Origin of the sequence: Ideonella sp., assembly GCF_036277275.1 — a bacterium.
In the GTDB taxonomy this organism is placed as follows: Bacteria; Pseudomonadota; Gammaproteobacteria; order Burkholderiales; family Burkholderiaceae_C; genus Ideonella.
Genome location: NZ_DASUNH010000097.1, coordinates 1 through 20,630, shown reverse-complemented (window position 1 = coordinate 20,630; position 20,630 = coordinate 1). Strand labels below are relative to the sequence as shown.

General features: G+C 68.0%; 15 protein-coding genes. 9 read left to right on the top strand and 6 right to left on the bottom strand.

The window, feature by feature from the left end; translation table 11 throughout:
- Positions 1–2 precede the first annotated feature (2 nt).
- The 3 genes from VFY73_RS16510 to VFY73_RS16500 all read right to left on the bottom strand — a co-directional run bounded on the left by VFY73_RS16510 (position 3) and on the right by VFY73_RS16500 (position 5,164).
- Positions 3–1,220, bottom strand: coding sequence for an FIST signal transduction protein (locus VFY73_RS16510; protein WP_329720681.1), 1,218 nt, complete (start codon positions 1,218–1,220; stop codon positions 3–5).
- Positions 1,217–3,463, bottom strand: a complete 2,247-nt coding sequence (locus VFY73_RS16505; protein ID WP_329720679.1) for a GGDEF/EAL domain-containing response regulator — start codon at positions 3,461–3,463, stop codon at positions 1,217–1,219. Before VFY73_RS16505 ends, VFY73_RS16510 begins: the two co-directional genes overlap by 4 nt.
- A gap of 123 nt (positions 3,464–3,586) precedes the next feature.
- A complete protein-coding gene (locus tag VFY73_RS16500; protein WP_329720677.1) occupies positions 3,587–5,164 on the bottom strand; it encodes a methyl-accepting chemotaxis protein in 1,578 nt (525 codons plus the stop codon).
- A 364-nt stretch (positions 5,165–5,528) separates the two neighbouring features.
- On the opposite strand from VFY73_RS16500, the gene VFY73_RS16495 reads away from it, so the two are divergent.
- The 6 genes from VFY73_RS16495 to VFY73_RS16470 all read left to right on the top strand — a co-directional run bounded on the left by VFY73_RS16495 (position 5,529) and on the right by VFY73_RS16470 (position 11,316).
- The gene (locus VFY73_RS16495) at positions 5,529–6,305 is read left to right on the top strand and encodes an ABC transporter substrate-binding protein (protein ID WP_414654474.1); all 777 of its coding nucleotides are present in this window, start codon (positions 5,529–5,531) and stop codon (positions 6,303–6,305) included.
- Between the two features lie 49 nt (positions 6,306–6,354).
- Positions 6,355–7,170, top strand: coding sequence for an amino acid ABC transporter permease (locus VFY73_RS16490; protein ID WP_329720675.1), 816 nt, complete (start codon positions 6,355–6,357; stop codon positions 7,168–7,170).
- Positions 7,167–7,925 (top strand): amino acid ABC transporter ATP-binding protein, encoded by a 759-nt coding sequence (locus tag VFY73_RS16485; RefSeq protein WP_329720673.1) that lies wholly within the window; start codon positions 7,167–7,169, stop codon positions 7,923–7,925. Before VFY73_RS16490 ends, VFY73_RS16485 begins: the two co-directional genes overlap by 4 nt.
- Positions 7,926–8,149: 224 nt before the next feature.
- Complete coding sequence (locus VFY73_RS16480) at positions 8,150–9,196, top strand: adenosine deaminase (protein WP_329720671.1); 1,047 nt, start codon at positions 8,150–8,152, stop codon at positions 9,194–9,196.
- A 140-nt stretch (positions 9,197–9,336) separates the two neighbouring features.
- Positions 9,337–9,834 carry a universal stress protein gene (locus VFY73_RS16475; RefSeq protein ID WP_329720669.1) on the top strand — a complete coding sequence of 166 codons (498 nt, stop codon included), beginning with the start codon at positions 9,337–9,339 and terminating at the stop codon, positions 9,832–9,834.
- 24 nt (positions 9,835–9,858) lie between these two features.
- A complete protein-coding gene (locus VFY73_RS16470; RefSeq protein WP_329720667.1) occupies positions 9,859–11,316 on the top strand; it encodes an NAD(P)/FAD-dependent oxidoreductase in 1,458 nt (485 codons plus the stop codon).
- Here VFY73_RS16470 and VFY73_RS16465 read toward each other — a convergent pair.
- Both VFY73_RS16465 and VFY73_RS16460 read right to left on the bottom strand, forming a co-directional pair.
- Positions 11,301–16,604 (bottom strand): PAS domain-containing protein, encoded by a 5,304-nt coding sequence (locus tag VFY73_RS16465; RefSeq protein ID WP_329720665.1) that lies wholly within the window; start codon positions 16,602–16,604, stop codon positions 11,301–11,303. The two genes, VFY73_RS16470 and VFY73_RS16465, sit on opposite strands and share 16 nt — an antisense overlap.
- 328 nt (positions 16,605–16,932) lie before the next feature.
- A complete protein-coding gene (locus VFY73_RS16460; RefSeq protein ID WP_329720663.1) occupies positions 16,933–17,061 on the bottom strand; it encodes a hypothetical protein in 129 nt (42 codons plus the stop codon).
- A 119-nt stretch (positions 17,062–17,180) separates the two neighbouring features.
- On the opposite strand from VFY73_RS16460, the gene VFY73_RS16455 reads away from it, so the two are divergent.
- Together VFY73_RS16455 and VFY73_RS16450 are read left to right on the top strand one after the other, a co-directional pair.
- Complete coding sequence (locus VFY73_RS16455; RefSeq protein WP_329720661.1) at positions 17,181–18,215, top strand: M14 family zinc carboxypeptidase; 1,035 nt, start codon at positions 17,181–17,183, stop codon at positions 18,213–18,215.
- On the top strand, positions 18,212–18,997 hold the full coding sequence (locus tag VFY73_RS16450) for an alpha/beta hydrolase (protein WP_329720659.1): 786 nt from the start codon (positions 18,212–18,214) through the stop codon (positions 18,995–18,997). Before VFY73_RS16455 ends, VFY73_RS16450 begins: the two co-directional genes overlap by 4 nt.
- Here the strand turns inward: VFY73_RS16450 and VFY73_RS16445 are convergent.
- Positions 18,994–19,389, bottom strand: a complete 396-nt coding sequence (locus tag VFY73_RS16445) for a hypothetical protein (protein WP_329720657.1) — start codon at positions 19,387–19,389, stop codon at positions 18,994–18,996. The genes VFY73_RS16450 and VFY73_RS16445 overlap by 4 nt on opposite strands.
- Positions 19,390–19,608: 219 nt before the next feature.
- Between VFY73_RS16445 and VFY73_RS16440 the strand changes: the two genes are divergently transcribed.
- Positions 19,609–20,325, top strand: coding sequence for a helix-turn-helix transcriptional regulator (locus VFY73_RS16440; protein WP_329720655.1), 717 nt, complete (start codon positions 19,609–19,611; stop codon positions 20,323–20,325).
- Positions 20,326–20,630: the final 305 nt, after the last annotated feature.

Below are 20,630 nucleotides of genomic sequence, written 5' to 3'. Positions count from 1 at the left end.
CGTCAACCGGCACGGGTTTGGCCGATCAACAGCAGCACATACGTCATGTTGTGGAACAGGTTGCGGGTGTAGCCGCCATCCGAGTCCTTGAGCGGACCGATTTCGCCGAACGACGCGAAGCCGATCAAGGGCAGGGCCTGGCCGAAGGTCTCGGACAAGGCCTGAGTCTCATGACGGATCTGCTCGCCCAGCAGCCATTTGCGGCCGTTGCAGCTGACGAAGAAGGCCGCGGCCGGCTCGAAGTGCCGCGAACGCGCTTCCGCCGCGATGCGGTAGACCTCGCCGATCAACTGCTCGGGCTCGGCCAGGCACACGCGTACATGCTTGCCCGCATGGATGCCGCCGTACAAGCCGAGCGAGCCCGACTCGACGCTGAAGTCGGGCACGATCGCGCGCAGGATCTTCTCGTCTCGGCGATCGTTGTCGGTCACCGTCAGCGCCAGCACGCCGCGGTCGGTCTGCAGCACCTGTTTGCCGGTTTCGCGCTCGATGAAGGCCATGGCCTCCAGGCCGTCGATCTGCATCACGTTGGTGCCGCTGGCGCGGTCAACCCGGCCGGCGCTGCCGACGGGATTCAGCGAGTTGCCGATGGAGATATCGAAATGCAGCGGCCCTTCGACGGCGACCATCACCACGCAGTCGGTCAGGATCTCGCCGTTGCAGAACACGTAGCACTGCTGCATCTGGTTGTCGTCGGCCGCCAGGCCGCCGATCACCGGCACCGCGACCTCGTCACGCACGACGGTTTCGATGCGGCTGGCGTCGGTGCGGAAGTCGCTGAACATGAAGTACAGCGAAGGGGCTTCACGCTGCTGGGCCTTCAGTTGCGCCAGGCAGCGCCGTACCGTATCTTCGGGCTCGGCCTGCACGCCGGTGGCCGAGGCGATCCGAAACCGCACCGCGCCGCCGGTCGACAGCCCCAGTGCCGCCACCCCCAGGTTGGCCGCCTGGCCCGGCACGAAGTAGCCGTCCCCCGAGTTGCCGGCGACCACGACATCGCGGTCTCCCAGCGCGTCGTACAGCCCCTCGAGCAACTCCGGGTTGCGGGCATGGGCCACTGCGGCAAACACCAGCACCAACTCGGGCCGGATCTCGGCCAGCGCCGTGCCCAGCTCGATGCCGGCACGGTAGGGGTCGGATGCCAGCGATTGGGCCGATCTGGCGCTGACGTGGCCCGGCGCGTCTGGACGCGCCGGGCCGGGTTCGTTGGCATGGCTCATGGCGGCACCTCCGTCGGGTTCGGTCCATTCCTGGCCTGGTCGGCAGCCAGCACGCGGCGCAGTTCGTCCGCGGTCATCGGCTTGCCCCACAAGTAACCCTGGGCCTCGTCGCAGCCGAACTGGCGCAGCAACGCCGCCTGAGCCTCGGTCTCGACGCCTTCGGCCACCACCTGCAGGCCGAGCTTGTGCGACAGCGCGATCACCATCTCGACCAATCGGGTGTCGGGCTGCGGCGACGCCAGCGGGCGGATGAAGGCCTTGTCGATCTTCAGCCGATCGACAGGCAGACGGTCCAGGTACGACAGCGACGAATAACCGGTGCCGAAGTCGTCGATCGCGACCGCGATCTGGCGCGACTTCAGCTCGTGCAGCGAGCGCTCGATCGCGCTCGAGCCCATCATCGCGACCGACTCGGTGATCTCCAGCTCCAGCGCCTGGGCGGGCGCCTCGTGTTCGCGCAAGGCCCGGTCGACCGCGGCCAGGAAGCCGGGGTGGCGAAACTGCACCAGCGACACGTTGACGGCCACGCGCAGCAGCGGCCAGCCTTCGTTGCGCAGCGACTCCAGCAGGCGCAGCGCCTGGTGCAGCGCCCATTCACCGAGATCGACGATCAGGCCAGACTGCTCGGCCACCGGGATGAAGATCTCGGGCGAGATCATCGTGTCGGCGGTGGGCCAGCGCATCAGCGCCTCGACGCCGACGATGCGGTGGGTCGCCAGGTCGATCTGCGGCTGGAAGGCCATGTACAGCTCGCGCGCCTGGAAGGCGTGCCGCAGGTCGGCCAGCAGCCGTGTTCGTTGGCGGCTCTCCTGCGCGATCGCCTCGGTGAAGTACATCGCCTGGCCCTGGCCGCCGGCCTTGCCGCGCTTGATGGCGATCGAAGCATCCTTCAACAGGTCGGCCCCGGTGCCGCCGTAGCCGGTCAGGCGCACCAGCCCCATCGAGGCCGACACCCGGTGCTCGGTGCCGGCCGGCGCGAACGGTGCCTCGAACAAGGGCATCAGCACCTGCGGCCGCACCAGCGTCTCGTCGCCGAGCACGCCGAACACGTCGCCCGCGACGCGCGCGACCACGCAGCGGTCGCCGAGCGCATCCACCAGCCGGGCGGCAATCGCCTGCAGCAGCCGGTCGCCATAGGCGTGACCGAACATGTCGTTGGCTTCGGCAAACTCGTCGATGTCGATCAGCGCGACCGCCTTGCCGGCCAGCGCCTGGCGGTGGTGCATCGCCTCGATCCGTTCGATGAAGGTGACGCGGTTGGGCAGCCGCAGCAGCCGGTCGGTGAAAGCATGCTCGCGCAGCTCGGCCAGCAGCTCGACGTTTTCGCAGCAGATCGCGATGTTGGAGCAGAACACGTCCAGCAATTGGTCGTCGACCGGACGCAGGGCCGTCTCGGATTCGAGGTAGACCGCAAATGCCTGGCCCTGGCGGCCGCGGAAGCTCAGGCTCATGTGGCGCGGCCCCAGCTGACGCGCGCCGGTGTCGAAGGCCCGCCGCAGACTGCCGGCGACGACCAAGTCGTCAATGTCGTCGAACAGCAGATCCTGGTAGATCACGCAGCGCCCGGCAGCGGCCACCACCTCGGCGCCCAGGCGGACGTCGTCACCGTCGTGCCGCGCGCAGACCAGCCCTGACGGCTGGATACCGACCAGTGCCGCCAGCTGCACCAGCACGCCCTCACAGAACGCGTGCAGGCCTTGAACGGAGATGAGGTCGTTGCAGGCGCTGACGATCTTCTTCAGGCCGCGCCGGCTGGCCTCGAGCCGGCACAGCTGGTCGAACGAGCGGACCGCGGCGATCACCGCGGTCAGCAGCTTGACGCGCGTCAGCTCGTTCTTGGTCTTGTAGTCGTTGATGTCGTAGTTGCAGATCGTCTCGATCTCGGGCGCGTAGCCCGGCTGGCCGGTGCGCAGGATGATGCGCACCTCGGCCATGCCCAGTTCCTGCCGCACCGTGCGCACGAGGCCCAGGCCGGCGTCGTCGGTTTCCATCACGACATCGAGCAGGATCACCGCCACGTGCGGGTGGTCGGCCAGCAGGCCGAGGGCTTCGGCCGCGGTGTAGGCGTGCAGAAAGTCGAGCGGGCGCTCGAGGATGCGGGTGCCGCGCAGCGCCAGCTCGGAGCTGCGGTGCACGTCGGGATCGTCGTCGACGACCAGGATCAGCCAGGCCGGCGCGTAGTCCGGCGCGTTGGCGGCCGGGTCGTCGCCGAGGAACTCCACCAGTTCGCCGCGTGTCCGCATGCGCGTCCGACCTCCAGCTACTGCAGGTCCATGCTAACCCTGCGGGCCGGGAACCAGATTCGGGCTTTCCAGCAGCGTCCGCCGAGCGGCAGGCCATGCAGGATGGCCTCCGCGCGGCGGGTGTCAGGCAGATTCGCCGATCTTGAAAGCGCTGACCAAGCCATTCAGGCGTACCGCCTGCTCACGCAGGCTCTCGGCGGCCGCGGCCGATTGTTCGACCAGCGCGGCGTTCTGCTGCGTGACCTGGTCGAGCTGGGTGACCGAGGCGTTGATCGTCGCGATGCCGCTGCTTTGCTCTGCCGATGCGGCGGTGATCTCGCCGATGATGTCGGTCACGCGCTGCACGCTGGCGACAATCTCGCTCATGGTCTGGCCGGCGTCGCCGACCAGCCGTGCGCCTTGCTCGACGCGCTCAGTGCTGGAGCCGATCAGGCCCTTGATCTCGGTGGCGGCCTGGGCGCTGCGCTGGGCCAGCGAGCGCACCTCGCCCGCGACCACCGCGAAGCCACGGCCCTGCTCGCCGGCGCGGGCCGCTTCGACCGCCGCGTTCAACGCCAGGATGTTGGTCTGGAAGGCGATGCCGTCGATCACGCCGATGATGTCGCCGATTCGCTTGCTGCTCGCGTCGATCGCCTGCATCGTGCTGACGACCTGCGAGACCACCTCGCCGCCGCGCGCGGCCACCTGGGCCGAGCTGCTGGCCAGCTGGTTGGCGGTGCTCGCGCTGTCGGCGCTCTGGCGCACGGTGTGGGTCAGCTGCTCCATCGAGCTGGAGGTTTGCTGCAGGTTCGACGCGGCCTGCTCGGTGCGTTGGCTCAGGTCCATGTTGCCGGTGGCGACTTCGGCGCTGGCAACCTGGATGCTCTCGGCGGTCGAGCGAATCTCGCCGACCAGCCGGCGCAACGTGGCCTGCATGTCCGACAGCGCTTGCAGCAGGCGCCCGATCTCGTCACGCGACTCGACCCGCACCGTCGAGCCCAGGTCGCCCTGGGCAATGCGCTCGGCCACATGGATCGCGCGGTCGATCGGCAGCTTGACGCCGCGGGTGATGCGCCAGCCGATGACCAGGCCGCTGGCCAGCGCCAGTGCCACCGCGGTGGCCACCACGGCCAGCGCGCGCTGCTGCGCGGCCTGCGCCTCGGCGTAGGCGTCGCGGCCGATCTGTTCTTCCAGCGCCAGCAGCTCGCCGACCTTGACGCGCCAGGTCGCTTCCAGCGGGCGCACCTTCTGCATCAACGTTTCGGTGGCGTTGACCACGTCGCCCGAGCCGCCTTGCGTGGCGGCCTTCTTCATCATCGGGCGGGTCTGTTCGGCCGCGGCGGCGATCGCCTGCGCCAGTTCATGCTCCTCGGTGCGGGATTCGGCGTCGGCGGTGATGGTGTCGAGCAGCCGCTTGGCGGCCGCGTCGTAACGCTTGTCGGCAGCGGCCAGGCCCGCGGTTTCGGTGGCGATTTCCTTCTCGTCGGTCAACAGCGTGATGTTGCGGACGTGGATCGCCTGTTCCTTGATCTCGCCCATCAGTTCGGCAGCGGCCGACGACTTGGCGTTGGTCAACTCCACCAGATGCTGCATGCGCGCCGACATCGCGCGCATCTGCAGCAGGCTGAAGGTGGCCACCAGCACCAGCAGGGTCAGGATCAAGCCGAAGCCCAGGCCCAGACGACGGCCGATGGACAGGTGGCGCAAGCTGAAAGCGGGCATGGGTGAACCTTTGAACAGCCTATGGGGGCTCTCACCGGATTTTCAGCAGTCGGCCCCAGTTTAGCGGCCGGAAAACGGAGGAAAACACCGGCCAATTGAGCTTCCAATCTCTTCACGGCCCGATCACCCAGCGGCCGTTTCCTCGCGGGAAAAGCCTGACAACCCAGGCCCGGTCCTTGCGTTGGGAGCTGAGTGCCATGCCTGCCGAATACCCTTCGTCGGACGGCAAGACACTAGGGCCAATCCCGATTCGGGAGGCCCTTTGCCCCCCCTGGTGCGTGCATGCCCCGGTAGTACGATGCAGCGCACCAACCAAGCCCGTGCCCACTGCTGTTGGGCCATTCCATTTCGAGGAGCTTCCGCTATGTCGCGTGTTTTGACCTGGGTTGCCGGCGCCGCTGCCGTCGTGATGATGTTCGGCGCAACCGCCGCTTCGGCCCGCAACGTCGACGCCATCAAGAAGGCCGGCACGATCATCGTCGCCACCGAAGGCCAGTACGCCCCGTTCAACTTCTTCGAAGGGTCGAAGCTGTCCGGCTTCGAGGTCGACGTGATGGAAGGCGTGGCCAAGAAGATGGGCCTGAAGATCGAGTGGAAGACGCTCGGCTTCGACGCCTTGTTGACCGGCCTGGGCCAGGACCGCTGGGACCTGGTGATCGCCTCGCACGGCATCACCGAAGAGCGCGCCAAGGCCGTGACCTTCACCGACCCGCACTACTGCTCGGGCGGCGCGATCGTGACCAAGAACGCCGCGCTGCGCACCGCCAAGGACCTGGCCGGCAAGACCATCGCCGTGCAGACCGGCAGCTCGTACCTCGAAGCCGCGCAGAAGATTCCCGGCGTCAAGGAAGTGAAGAACTTCCCGAAGGACCCGGACGCGCAGGCCGCGGTGATGTCTGATCGCGCCGACGTGTGGGTGACCGACAAGTTCGTCGTGATGGACGTGCTGAAGAACAACAAGAACACGGGCCTGCGTGCGACCGGCATGCTGTTCGTCGAGAAGATCGCCGCCGCGGTGGCCAAGGGCAATGATGGCCTGGCCGCTGCCTACAACAAGGGCCTGGGCGAGTTCATGGCCAAGGGCGGCGGCTACGAAGCCCTGTCGATGAAGTATTTCGGCGAAGACGTGCGCTGCAAGTAAACAGCGCTTGAACTGAGGACCACCCACGCACGAATTACAACGAGGGATCATGACGTTTTCTGCCATTGGGTGGCCTGCGGACTGGACGCGCCAGCGTCGCAGCCAGGCCACCATCGTGACGGCTTCGGTGGGCCTCGTGGCCGCGCTGTGGGTGGCCGCTTCCCTGATCGCATTGGCGCCGGCCCCGATCGGGCCGAACGCCAAGTTCTTCGCCGAGGGCATGGTGGTCACCATCGAGTTGACCATCGTGTCCGGCTTGATCGGCGTCGTGCTGGGCCTGCTCGCGGCGCTCGGCAAGACCTCGCGCATCCTGCCCCTGCGCTGGGTGAGCGGCTTCTACATCTGGGTCATCCGCGGCACGCCGCTGCTGGTCCAGATCTTCTTCGTCTACTTTGCGCTGCCCGAGATCGCCAAATCGACCGGTTCCGAATGGCTGGGCCAGATCTCTCGCATGAGCGAGTTCACCGCCGCCGTGCTGGCGCTGTCGCTCAACGTCGGCGCCTACAACGCCGAGGCCTTCCGCGCCGGCCTGGAAGCTGTCCACAAGGGCCAGTTCGAGGCGGCGCGCTCGCTGGGCCTGAGCAAGTGGCACACGCTGCTGGACGTGACCTTCCCGCAGGCCTTCAAGGTGGCCTTGCCGCCGCTGGTCAACAACGTCGTGGCGCTGCTCAAAGATTCTTCGCTGGCTTATTCGATCGGTGTGGTCGAGCTGACCAATGTCGGCGCCCGCGTGCAGTCGTCGACCTTCCAGCCCGTGCCCATCCTGATCACCACCGCGATCCTGTACCTCGTGATGACGACGCTGCTGACCCAGATCACCAACGGCATCGAGCACCGTTTCGACATCGAGGGGCGCCGGGCATGAGCGACGCCACCACCAAGGCGAACGGCACGCCGCTGATCACCGTCGACAAGGTCAACAAGCACTTCGGCCCGGCCCATGTGCTGCGCGATGTCTGCACCCATTTCAACGCTGCCGAGGTGGCCGTCATCATCGGCTCGTCGGGCTCCGGCAAGAGCACCTTGCTGCGCACGCTGAACCGGCTCGAGAAGCACGACAGCGGCTCGATCGTCATCGACGGCATCCCGGTCGACGACAACCCCAAGCACCTGAAGGCGCTGCATGCCGAAGTCGGCATGGTGTTCCAGCAGTTCAACCTGTTCCCGCACCTGACCGTGCTGGAGAATGTCTCGCTCGCGCCGCGCCGCGTGCGGGGCCTGAGCACGGCCGATGCCGACCAGCGTTCGATGGCGTTGCTCGAGCGTGTCGGCATGCAGGCCCATTCGCACAAGCATCCGTTCCAGCTTTCGGGCGGGCAGCAGCAGCGCGTGGCGATCGCGCGCGCACTGGCGATGCAGCCGCGCGTAATGCTGTTCGACGAGCCGACCTCGGCGCTCGACCCCGAAACGGTCAAGGAAGTGCTCGACGTGATGAAGGGCCTGGCCGCCAGCGGCATGACGATGATCGTCGTGACGCACGAAATGGGCTTCGCGAAGGAAGTGGCCGACCGGGTGCTGTACTTCGACAAGGGCTGCATCCTGCAAGACCGCCCGCCAATCGAGTTCTTCGACAACCAGGACAATCCGCGCATCCGCGCTTTCCTGGGGCAACTCAGTTAGCCCCCACGGCCCCTCCGGGGCCTGCCTTGCACGCCGCGCCGAGCCAGAGGCTCTGCCGTTTGCTAGGCACAATCAGTCCTCAGGACTGCTCGTGTCCGAGCAAAGCCCCCGAGGGGGCTCGCGCAGCGGACCGGCAAAGCCGGATCCGCGCACGCCACTTGATGGCGGCGGCGCTTCGCGCGCCTGGGAAAATGCGCGCATAGGTGCCATGCTGGAGACATTGCATGATTGATTTCAACCGCATTGGTCGCGACCGACTGCCTGCGCTGCTGCGCGCGATGCCCAAGGCCGAGCTGCACATCCACATCGAAGGTTCGCTCGAGCCCGAGCTGATCTTCAAGCTGGCCGAGCGCAACGGCGTGAAGCTCAGCTACCCGAGCGTCGAGGCGCTGCGCGCGGCCTACGCCTTCACCGACCTGCAGAGCTTTCTCGACATCTACTACGCCGGTGCCAGCGTGCTGTTGAAGGAGGAAGACTTCTTCGACATGGCCTGGGCCTACTTCGAGAGGGCGGCGGCCGACAACGTCGTGCACGCCGAGCTGTTCTTCGACCCGCAGACCCACACCGAGCGCGGCGTGCCGATCGGCACCGTGATCCGCGGCCTGCACCACGCCTGCCAGCGCGCGCACGCCGAGCTGGGTATCAGCGCGTCGCTGATCCTGTGCTTCCTGCGCCACCTGAGCGAAGACGCGGCTTTTGCCGTGCTGGAAGAAGCGCTGCCCTATCGCGCCCACGTCATCGGTGTCGGCCTCGACAGCTCCGAGCGTGGCCACCCGCCGGAAAAATTCGCCCGCGTCTTCGCGCGTTGCCGAGAGCTCGGCCTTCACATCGTCGCCCACGCTGGCGAAGAAGGCCCGCCCGCGTACATCTACAGCGCACTCGACGTGCTGAAGGTCGAGCGCATCGACCATGGTGTGCGCTGTGTCGACGACCCAGCGCTGGTCAAGCGCCTGGCGGCCGAGCGCATGCCGCTGACGGTCTGTCCGCTGTCCAACGTCAAGCTGTGCGTGTTCAAGACGCTGGCCGAGCACAATCTGCCGCAACTGCTGCAGGCCGGCCTGGCAGCAACCATCAACTCCGATGACCCGGCCTATTTCGGTGGCTACCTGAACGAGAACTTCGTTCAGACCTTTGCCGCCTTGCCGCAACTGGGCGCCCGCGAGGCCTACCAGCTGGCGCGCAACAGCTTCGAGGCGAGCTTTGTCGCACCGGCCGTGAAGGTGGCCTGGGTGGCGGGGCTGGACGACGTGTTCACGGCGGCTGCCGCTTGAGCCTGCCGGCGCCGCGCGGGTTCGGCCGCCGTCGACTGCGCCTGGTAACGCGGCGGGCGGCGTGTGGTCTTGCCTAGACCCGGCCCCCGCGTGCAGACTGCAGGGGCGGCGTGTCCCATCTGCCGCCGAAAGGCCCCGCGATGAAGATTCTTCTGCCCGTTGACGGCTCCGAGTTGTCATTGGTGGCCTTGCGCCATGCGATCCACCTGGTGCACCAGGGCCTGCGCGCCGAGCTGGTGCTGGCCAACGTGCAACCGCCGGCCAGCCTGTACGAATGGATGCGGGCGCCGGATCCGCGCGCGTTGACCGAGATCGCCGAAGCCGCCGGCCAGCATGCGCTGCAGACGGCCGAGTCGCTGCTGCGCGAGGCGGGCCTGGACGCGACCGAGGTGCTGGTCACCGGCGATCCAGCGCATGCCCTGTTGGAGCTGATCGAGAGCGAGGGCTGCGACATGGTGGTGATGGGCTCGCATGGCGGCAGCGCTTTGCGTTCGGCGCTGCAGGGTTCGGTGTCGCAGGCGATGGTGCACAACTCGCCGGTGCCGGTGACGCTGGTCAAGCCGGCCGAGGCCACCGAGACCTCGCCAGCGGGTTTGGCCGAAGCCGATGACGTGGCCGATGAATCTGCCGATGCCTGACCACAGCACGCCGGGCCATGCGGCGTGACAACCGTCGTCCGCCACGAGGTCGTCATCCTCGGCGCCGGTATGTCCGGCCTGTGCATGGCGGTCAAGCTCAAGCGCACCGGCATCGATGATTTCGTCATCCTCGAGAAACAGCCCGGTCTCGGCGGCACCTGGTGGGACAACCGATATCCCGGCGCCCACGTCGACGTGCCGGCGCCGGTCTATTCGTTCTCGTTCGCACCGAACCCGGACTGGCAACGCCGGTTCGCTTCGGCGCCGGAGATCCAGGCCTACATGCAGCGTGTGGCCGAGCGCTTTGACGTATTGCGCCATGTGCGTTTCAGCACCCGCATCACCGACGCGCGGTTCGACGACGACCACGGCCGCTGGACCATTCGCACCGATGCCAACGATGCCCTCGACGCGCGCTTTTTCGTCTGCAGCACCGGGCCGCTGAACCAACCGCGGTGGCCCGACATCGCCGGCATCGACCAGTTCGCCGGCCGGCGCCTGCACTCGGCGCGCTGGGACCCGCAGGCCGACCTGAGCGGCCAGCGCGTCGCGGTCATCGGCACCGGCTCGACGGCCTCACAGCTGGTGGCGCCGATCGCCCGCCGCGCCCAACGCCTGCATGTGTTCCAGCGCACCGCCAACTGGGTGCTGCCGCGGATGGACCGCCGCTATCACCGGCTCGACCGCTGGCTGGCCCATCTGCCGCCGTATGCCAAGGCTGTACGCGCCGCCTGGGTGCTGGTGCTGGAGGCGGGCCGTCGAGGTTTCGACGAAGGCACGCTGGCTCGCCGCGCGATGCTGGCCGCGGCCGCCCGGCACCTGCAGCGCCAGGTGCCGGACGAGGCCTTGCGCAAGCGGCTGACGCCTGACTATCCACTGGGATGCAAGCGCATCATCTACTCGAACGATTTCTACCCCGCCTTGACCTGGCCGCAGGTCGAACTGGTGACCGATGCGATCACCCGGATCACGCCCGGCGCGATCGTCACGGCCGACGGGCGTGAGCGCGAGATCGACACCCTGGTCTGTGCCACCGGTTTCGACACCGTGCACCTGCTGTCTTCGCTGCAGGTGACGGGGCGGGGTGGCCGCACGCTGCGCGAGGCCTGGGCCGATGGGCCCGAGGCTTACCGCGGCGTCACCGTGGCGGGCTTTCCGAACCTGTTCCTGATGCTGGGGCCGAACACCGCGACTGGCCACACCTCGACGCTGTTGTTCATCGAGCCCAGCGCCGACCACGCGATCGCCTGCATGCGGGCGGTGCGCGATGGTGGCCACCGCTGCGTGACCGTGCGCGACCCGGTGTTTCGCGCCTACAACCAGGCGCTGCAGCGCCGGCTGGCGGGCTCGGTCTGGGCCCAGTGCCGCAGCTGGTATCGCATGGACGGCGATGGCCGCATCGTGGCGCTGTTCCCGGGATTCACCCGCGAGTACGTGCGCGGCCTGGAGCGCATCGCGCCGGCGGACTACGAGTTCACCTGAGGCACGCTGGCCTCGCGTGCACGGATGGCCGCGGTGTCCAGCCAGTGCAGCAAGGTGGCGTACAGCCGGTCCGGGTTGACCGGCTTGGCCACGTGGTCGTTCATGCCCGCCTGCAGGCACAGCTCGCGGTCTTCGCCGAGCGCGTTGGCCGTCATCGCGACGACTGGCAGGCGCACCCAGCGCGGGTGGTGGCGGATCGCGCGCGTCGCCTGCAGGCCGTCCATCACCGGCATCTGCATGTCCATCAGCACCAGCGCGTAGTCGCGTTCTTGCAGCATGCGCAGTGCCTGGTCGCCGTCCTCTGCCACGTCGACCTCCAGGCCTGCCAGCTCGAGGATCTGACGGGCCACGTCCTGGTTGACCGGGTTGTCCTCGGCCACCAGGATGCGCGCGCCGCGGTGCCGCGCCATCAGGTGTTCACGCGGGCCGGTCGAGGCCGCTGGGGCCTGGGCCCGGGCCGCCGAAGCCAGGCCCAGCGCCTGCGACACCGCGGCGCGCAGGCGGCCGGTGGTGGTGGGCTTGGCCAGCACGCCCGCAAAGCCCGCAGAGGCCGCCTCGAACTCGGATGCCGCCGCGCCGTCGGTGCTCATCAGCAGCGCAGGTGTCACGCCGCAGGCCTCGCCGCCTGACCGGCGCAGCGCTGCCAGCAGGGCTGCACCCGCCAGGCTGGGCATGCGGGCGTCGATCAGCCAGAGGTCGAAGGCGCGGCCGGCCGCGCGCGCTTCGCGCTCGGCCCGCAGCGCCGCTTCACCGTCGGCACAGGCCACCACTGCCATGCCTTCGCGGTGCAGCATCGCGGTCACTGCCTCCCGCGCCAGCGCGAGGTCGTCCACCAGCAACACCCGCCGACCCTGCAGCGCCCGCAGCGGTGTCGTCGCGTGGGTCGTCGGCCCCGCATGCAATTGCGCGGTGAACCAGAACCGGCTGCCTTGGCCTGGTGCGCTGTCGACGCCGATCTCGCCGCCCATCATCTCGATCAGCCGGCGCGTGATGGCCAGGCCCAGGCCGGTGCCGCCATAGCGGCGGGTGGTAGAACTGTCGCCCTGCTCGAAGACCTGGAACAGCCGGTCCTGGGCCTGCAGCGTGATGCCGACGCCAGTGTCGGCCACCTCGAACTGCAGCACGGTCGCTTCGGGCGAGGCGCTGAGCAAGCGCGCGTTCAGGCTGACCGAGCCTTTCTCGGTGAACTTGATCGCGTTGCTCAGCAGGTTCAGCAGGGCTTGCGAGAGGCGGGTCGCGTCGCCGCGCACCTCGGCCGGCAGGTTGTCGAGCGAGATCACCAGCTCCAGCCCCTTGTCGCGCGCCCGCTCGGCCACCAGGTCGCAACAGCGGCCCAACAGCTCGTGCAGCGCGATCGGCTGCTCTTCGAGCACCAGCTTGCCTGACTCGATCTTCGACAGGTCGAGGATGTCGTTGATCACGTCCAGCAGGTGTTGGGCGGCGCCGGCCAGCTTGCCCAGGCGCTCCTGCGCTTGCGGCGTCGGCAGGTCTTGCTGCAGCAGGTGTGTCAGGCCGATGATGGCGTTCATCGGCGTGCGGATCTCGTGGCTCATGTTGGCCAGGAAGGCGCTCTTGGCCCGGTTCGCGGCATCGGCGCGGTCGCGGGCCTCGATCAAGGCGTCGTTCAGCGACTGCAGTTGCGCCTCGGTCTGCTTGATCTCGCTGATGTCGGTGATCAGCACGAAGAAGCCTTGCACCTCGCCGCCACGCCGGTCGGGCACGAAGTGCGCCCAGGTGATGGCTGAGCGGCCATTCGCGCCCCGCGCCAGGCGCTCGAAGCGTTGCGGTTCACCGGCCAGCACGGCCTCGACGTGTGGTTGCACCTCGGCGAAGTTGACCGCACCCATCAGGTCGGGCATGTGTGTGCCCAGCAACTGATCCGCCGGACGATCCATGAAGTCGGCCAGCGCCTGGTTGGCAAAGCGGCAGCGCAGGTCCTTGTCCCAGTAGGCGACGAAGCCCGGGATGTTGTCTGCGATCAGGTGCGTGAACGATTCGGCCTGCGCCAAGGCGCGCGTTCGGGCTTCGACCAGCTCTTCCAGGTGCAGACGGTAGCGCTCCAGTTCCGCGCTCTGGCGCTGGTGCTCGGTAACGTCTTCGCCGACGAGCAGGAAGTGCGTCACCCGGCCGTCGGCCTGGCGGATCGGCGCGGCGCGCACCTGTTCGACAAAAGCACCGCCGCCGGCGTTGCGCTGGTCGTGGAATTCGCCGGTCCAGGCTTCGCCGCGGCTCAACGCGGCGTGCAATTCGACCACCCGCTCGGCCGGCCCTCGCCGCGGCTGCAACTCGGCCAGTTGCCGCCCAAAGGCCTGCTCGCGGGCGACGGCGTGCGCGCGGCAGAACGCGTCGTTGACATATTCGACCTGGCCGTCGGTGGCGGTGATGACGATGCTGGCCGTGCTCTGCTCGACCGCCATCGACAGCTTGCGCAGCGACTGCTCGGTGTTGTGGCGGCTCGTGATGTCGGTGAACGAGATCACCACGCTGGCCACGCCAAGCCCATCGGGGCTGGCCACTGGCTCGGCATTGGTCTGCAGCCACAGCCGCTCGCCGCTGCGGTTGCTGGCCCCCAGCACCAGGCCCTTGACGCCGCGGCCGGCGCTCAACACGCGGGCCAACGGCAAGGCATGGTCGGGCAACTCGCGCCCGTCGGCGTCGGTCAGTGCGAGCTCGCGCCAATGCCACTGGCCGTCGCGGGCGTCGGCGGCCGACACGCCGAGGATGCGCTCGGCGGCCGGGTTGCAGGCCAGCAGGCGCGCGCGCGTGTCGAAGGTCATCACCCCTTCGCTCAAAGCGGTGACCATCGAGCGGTACAGGCGCTCGCTGTCATTCATGGCCTGCTCGATGCGCTTGCGTTCGCTGATGTCGCTGTGCATCAGGACGGCGCCGCCGCTGCGGCCACGCAAGGGGGTCACCCGCATCGCGAACCAGCGCGGCGCGCCGTCGACTAGGCAGGCGTACTCGCAGCCGAACTGCTCGCGCTCGCCAGCGATGACGGCGCGCACGCCGGCCGCCGCGGCCAGTGCCTCGGGGCCGGCGGCGTTGTCGCCGCCTTCCAGCGCGCCGAGGTAGCTGTCGCCCAGGCCCAGCCTCGCCGCGCTACCGGCCAGCGGCACGCCACCGGCCGCGATGTGCGCGCGCCAGGCCTCGTTGACGGCGACGATCTCGCCGTCGGCGTTCAGCACGGCCAGGTGGTCTTGCACCGAGTCTTCGACCGCGCGCACCAGATCGGCCGAGTCGATCAACGCCTGTTCGGTGCGGCGCCGCTCGGTGATGTCGCTGATGATGCCCAGCACCGCCGGCTGGCCCTGGAAGCTCATTCGGCTGGCATGCAGGCCCACCCAGATCGACTTGCCATCCTTGCGCCGCCAGCGCAGGTCGTAGTCACGCTGTGGCTCCGGGCCGCCGCCGATGCGGGTCTGGAAACGCGCGGTCCACAACGGCAGGTACTCGGGCTCGATCACCGCCTCGAAGGGCAGGCCGACAAACTCCCGCATCGTGTAGCCCAGCATCGCCGGCAGGGCCGGGTTGGCGAACACGAAGCGCCCGTCCTGTGCGACGAACACGCCGTCGACCAGCGCGTCGAGCAGGGCGCGGTGGTGCTGCTCGCTGTCCCGCAAGGCCTGCTGCGCCAGGCGTTGTTCGGTCACGTCGCGCGAGATGCCGAACATGCCGATCACTGCGCCGGTGGCATCGCGCAAGGGGCCTTTGGTCGACTGGAAGCTGCGCAGCCCCAGCGGTGTGGCCATCGTCTCCTCGAAGGTGATGGTCTCGTGGCGCGCCATGACCTCGGCGTCGTTGGCCATGATGCGGCGTGCATCCGCCGGCTCGAACAGGTGACGGTCATCGTGGCCCAGCGCCTGGCGGGCGGAGTGGCCGATGGAGTGCTCGGCCGCCCGGTTGAGCAGCAGGTAGCGACCCTGCCGATCCTTGGCGAAGATCGCGTCGGACGAGCCTTCGGCCACCGCGGTCAGCAACGGCGTGGTCTGCAGCCGCTCGGCCATCAGGCTGCGCTCTTGTTGCATCGTCTGCAGGGCCTCGCGTTGGCGCTGGAAATAGAAGGCGGCACCGACCATGAAGGCGGCCAGCAGGCAGGCGCCCATGATCCACCGGGCTTCGCGCCACGCGCGAGCGTCGATCACGTCGCGTGACTGGGTGGCCAGCACCAGCCAGTCGGTGCTGGCCACCAGGCGTGCCACGCCCAGCACTGTCGTGCCCCGAGCGTCCACACCTTCGCTGGCATGCAGCGGTGGCGGCGTGCCGTGGCTCAGCAGTGCGGCGGCGAGCAGGCCGGGATCGTCGATCGGCCGCCGCAGCGGCGAGGAGGCTTCGGCGCCGCCCCAGGCGACCGCGTGCCCACCTTCGCGCCGCCAGAGCAGGATCTCGGCACCGTCGCTGGGCTGCGGCCAGTTGCGCAGCATCGGGTAGAGCTGGTCGTGAGGGTCGATGCGCAGCACCGCCAGCAGGTTCGGTGCGCCACCGCCGTTGCCCATCAAGGGCACGACGATGTCCAGGCGTTCGCGGGTCGTCGCGTCGCTGACCAGGTACAGGTCGGTTCGGTCCACCTGGCGTCGCTGCAGCGCGCGTTGCGCTGCCTCGCGCAGCGGCGTGGGCGGGATGCTGGGACCGAGCGGGTTCTCGCGCGCGACGATGCGCAGTTGAGGGTCCAGCAGCAGCACACGGCGAGCATTCAGCGTCTGCGCGAAGCGCGCCAGCCGCTGCATCAGCTCGTCGCGAGCGGTGATGTCGTTGCGCCGTTGCCAGTGCTCGCCCAGCTCGCGCATCTCTTCGTTGTCGTACAGGTAGCTGGCTGCGTTCAAGTGCCAACCCAGCCAGTCGCGCACCTGCGCCGCGCGCAGGTCGGCCACCGCGGTCAGCTGCTGGGAGGCCTGCTCGCGCTCGTCGTGCAGATTGCTGGTGGCGGCGCCGATGCCCAGCGCCAGCAGGCACAGCACCGCGCCGGCCCAGAGCCAGCGTTGTGCGCGGCTGAGCGTCTGGCTCAGGCCGGGCGCGTCGGGCTTCGGCAACCGTGTGCGGGTCAGCGCATGACGCAGGCCCAGGTACAGCGCCAAGGCACTGCCCGCAACGAACACCCCGCGGTTGATCTGCCCCAGGCGGGTCAGCGAATCGGTGTTGATGGTGAGCTGCCGCAGCAGCCAGTCGGAGCCCAGCAGCCACATCGTGGCCAGCAGGGCATAGGCGACGACGACACCGAGCAAGGCTCGCCGCCCCATCGCAGCCGTCGGGCTCGGGTGCCTGTCGGGCAGGCTTGCACTGCTGCGGGCCATGGGTCAGGGCCTGTTCACACTGCGCAAGCCCGTGCAAACGGGCCGTGCAGGGAGACAGGGCAAGGCCCGTTCCGGCCACGGCCAGACTTCGCGGTGCCTCGACAGGCTGATCCAATGGCGTGATGGCCCGGCCCCAACGATGCCGGACGCGCGCTGTGCATCATGGTCAAACCTCCCTGCGAACCCTTGTAGGGATGCGCAGTGACCGCCGCGCACCGGATCCTTGCCGGCCATCATGGGTGCCGGGCCCCAGCCTGTCCAGCGACGCATCAACGCCGGCCGACAGAAAGCGATTGGATATTACACGGCTGGGGCTTGTGCGGGGGGCTCAGCGCAGGGCGCGCACGCGCGCTGCGCCACGCGATCGCGCCAGCGCCAGCAGCTCGAACAGGCCGCCCAGCAACGTGGCGGCCAGGGCCAGGCCGGGGTGGGTGATCCAGCGGCGCAAAGAGTGCATGACGACAGGCTGCGGTGGGCGGCGACGCAAGCGGGAGGAGGCTCCACCGTAGCCCTGCCAGATGACACATTGATGGCACATCGGCTGGTTATGCTGGTGCGTCCAGATCCGATCGACCGATGTCCTTGCCCTCGCCCGCTCTGCCCGAATTGCTGGAACTGCAAGCCCTGGCCGAACTGGGCGCGCCGCACCTGCGGCAACGCTTGCTGTGCGAGGTCGAGGTCGACGGCCGGATGCTGCCGGTGCATGCCTATCTGCTCGGGCGCGCCGGGCCCGATGCGCCTGCGGTGGGCTACTTCGGCGGCGTGCATGGGCTCGAGCGCATCGGCGCCGAGGTGGTCATCGCCTACCTGCGCAGCCTGGTGATGCGCCTGCGCTGGGACGACACCCTGCACCGCCAGCTGGAGTCGATGGGCATGTTGTTCGTGCCGTTGGTGAACCCGGGCGGTTGCTGGCGTGGCACACGCGCCAACCCGAACGGCGTTGACCTGATGCGCAACGCGCCGCAGGACGCACTGGAGCCGGTACCCTGGCTGGTCGGCGGCCAACGCATCAGTGCGGCGCTGCCCTGGTACCGCGGCCCTCGCGGGGCGGCGATGGAGCGCGAAAGCGCGGCGCTTTGCGAGGTGGCCGAGGCCGAGCTGGGCGGGCGATCGTTCAGCATCGCACTCGATTGCCACTCCGGCTTCGGCATGAACGACCGTCTGTGGTTTCCGCTCGCCTGCAGTGCGCGGCCGATCGACCACTTGCCTGAGCTGCATGCCTTCAGCCAGACGATGGACCAGGCGCTGCTGCACCACCGCTACATCATGGAGCCGCAAAGCCGCCAGTACCTGGCCCACGGTGATCTGTGGGACCACCTGTACCTGCGCTCGAGGTCGTCGAGCGCAGAGCGCGTGTTTCTGCCGCTGACACTGGAGATGGGCTCGTGGCTGTGGATCAAGAAGAACCCGCGTCAGGTGTTCTCGCGCCATGGCATGTTCAACCCATTGATCGGGCACCGCCAGCAGCGGGTGCTGCGCCGCCACCTGAGCCTGTTGGACTTCATCGGCCGTGCCGTGGGCAGCCACGCGCGCTGGCGGCCGACCGAGGACCAGCGTGCTCGACAGCAGGCACAGGGGCTGGAGCGCTGGTACCACCGGCGTGGGCGATGAGTGCCAGCACGACCTGGGTGCTGCTGCGCGGCCTGACACGAGAGCGGGCGCATTGGGGCACTTTTGCCGATCAGCTTCAGGCCCGCTTGCCAGGCGACCGTGTGCTGGCGCTGGATCTGCCCGGCAACGGCCAGTGGCACCGCGAGCGCAGCCCCACCTGCGTGGCGGCAATGGTCGATGCCGCCCGGGCCCAACTGGCCGTGATGCAGGTCAAGCCGCCGTACAACCTGCTGGCCTTGTCCCTTGGGGCGATGGTGGCGCTCGACTGGGCCATGCGCTACCCGCAGGAGCTGGCCGGTGGCGTGTTGCTGAACACCAGCCTGGCCCGCTTCAGCCCGTTTCACCACCGGCTGCGGCCGGCCAACTATGTGGCGCTGCTGGGCCTGCTGGCCAGGCCGGGCGATACGACCCGGCGCGAGGCCACGCTGCTGCGCCTGACCAGCGCGCGGCCCGAGGCCCACCCCGAGGTGGTTGCGTTGTGGATCGCGATCTTTCGCACACGCCCGGTCAGCCCGGCCAACGCGCTGCGTCAACTGCTGGCGGCGCTGCGTTACCGCGCGCCGGCCGAGGCGCCGGCCGTGCCGCTGCTCGTGCTGGCGGGGGCCGGCGACAGGTTGGTCGACCCGCGCTGCTCACGCGCGCTGGCGCAAGCCTGGTCGCTGCCGCACGTCGAGCATCCGTGGGCTGGGCACGATCTGCCGCTGGACGATGGGGCGTGGGTGGTGGAGCAGGTGGGGCGGTGGGCCAGTGACCCGACAGAGACCATGGGCCAGCTTCGTTAGGCGCCGGCCATGCTGAAGGCAAGTGCTGTACTGGTGCGCCCACTCGCGGCGCGTCGGGCGATGGGAGCCTTTTCACGTAAGGCCCGAGGAGAGCTACCGGGGGCTGCTGCGCGGCGCCAGGATTCGAGCTTGCTGGCAACCACCGTTTGCCAGTCCAGTTCGTGGACAGTGAAGTTCAGTTCGAGCAAAGTTTGCGCAGGCGTCAGCAGATCACCTTCATCGGTCAACAGGCGGACGTTGGAAACGATGCCCATCGGGTTGGCCAGCGCCAGCACCCCGCGGGTCACCTCTGCCCATTCGAACAAGATGGTCATCGTGCCCAGCGTCGAGTTCATCGTCCAGGTCGTCTCGCCATGTTCGACGAAATCATTCGGGCCGCGGCGTCGCTGCATGCTGGTGCAATGTCGCAGCCGCCGCGCCGCGCCGACCCAGTGCTGGAGCTTGACGTCAACGGGCAGCCACATTGCAATCGACGACGCTGCTTGCGCGTTCATTAGAGTCCCCCTGAATTGCAGTAGGCTTGAGTCTCCATCGCCCCGTGTTCCCAAACAAGCTATCCACTTGGGTAGGTAGGTGGCAAAAAAGCAATAACTTCTGCACGACAGGTGCGTATGCAGTTACTCCAGAAATACCTCGACATCAGTCAGGCGCCGGACAAGGAGAGCTTCCGGCGGCGGCTGATTGCCTTTGCTCACCACATGGACTTTCCACTGGTGAGCGCGGTGTTGATGGCTAACCACGCCCGGGCGCTGGAGGAGTACTCACCCTATGTGGGCAATCGGCCGGCGGACTTTCTCAACGAGTCCTTCGACTCGAAGAACCATACCGCCGACCCAGTGCTCTCACGCCTGCGGCAGCGTGGCGTGCCGTTCTTCTACGACCAGAAGTTCTATGTCGACAACGGTGCGCCGGAGCTGTGGGAGCACGCGGCCCCCTGGGGCTTTCGCACAGGGATCTGCGTCGCATTGCAGCTGTCGGACGACAAGATATTCCTGCTCGGGTTGGACCGCGAACGCGACCTGCCGACCGACGAGAAAGACCTGACACGCATGCTGGCCGATCTGCAGTTCCTGGCCGCTCATGCGCAGGACGCGGCATGCCGTTTGCTCACCCCCCCGCAGGTCGAGGCCGTGAAGCCCAAGCTGTCACCCAAAGAGCGAGAGATCCTGCTGCGGGTGCTTGAGGGCAAGTCCAACTGGATCATCGGGCAGCTGATGAACGTCAGTGAAAACACGGTGAGGTTTCACCTGAAGAACATCTTCAAGAAGTTGGATGTGTCCTCGCGAGTGGTGGCCGCCACCAAGGCGAGTTCCCTCGGCATTCTCTGAAGACACGGCTGCGACACGCGCCAGCGACAGCGGCGCCGAAGCGGCCAGGATGGCGGGCTCTTCGTCGCTATCGAGCGGGTGGGTGGCACAGCCCCTACCCGGTTGAGTAGGTGGCGGGGCGAACTCTTCTTTGTTGAAATTCCCTCATTGATTGAGGACGTTGTTGAGGAGTACCCCATGTTTGACTTCCTGTTGGCGCTGTTCGGCCTGTGCGATTTCCCCTACGGCGGAAACGGCGGCTGATAACCAAGACCTGTGACTGAGAACACTGAAGCGGTTCTCTGATAGCTGATCAACGACCTCTA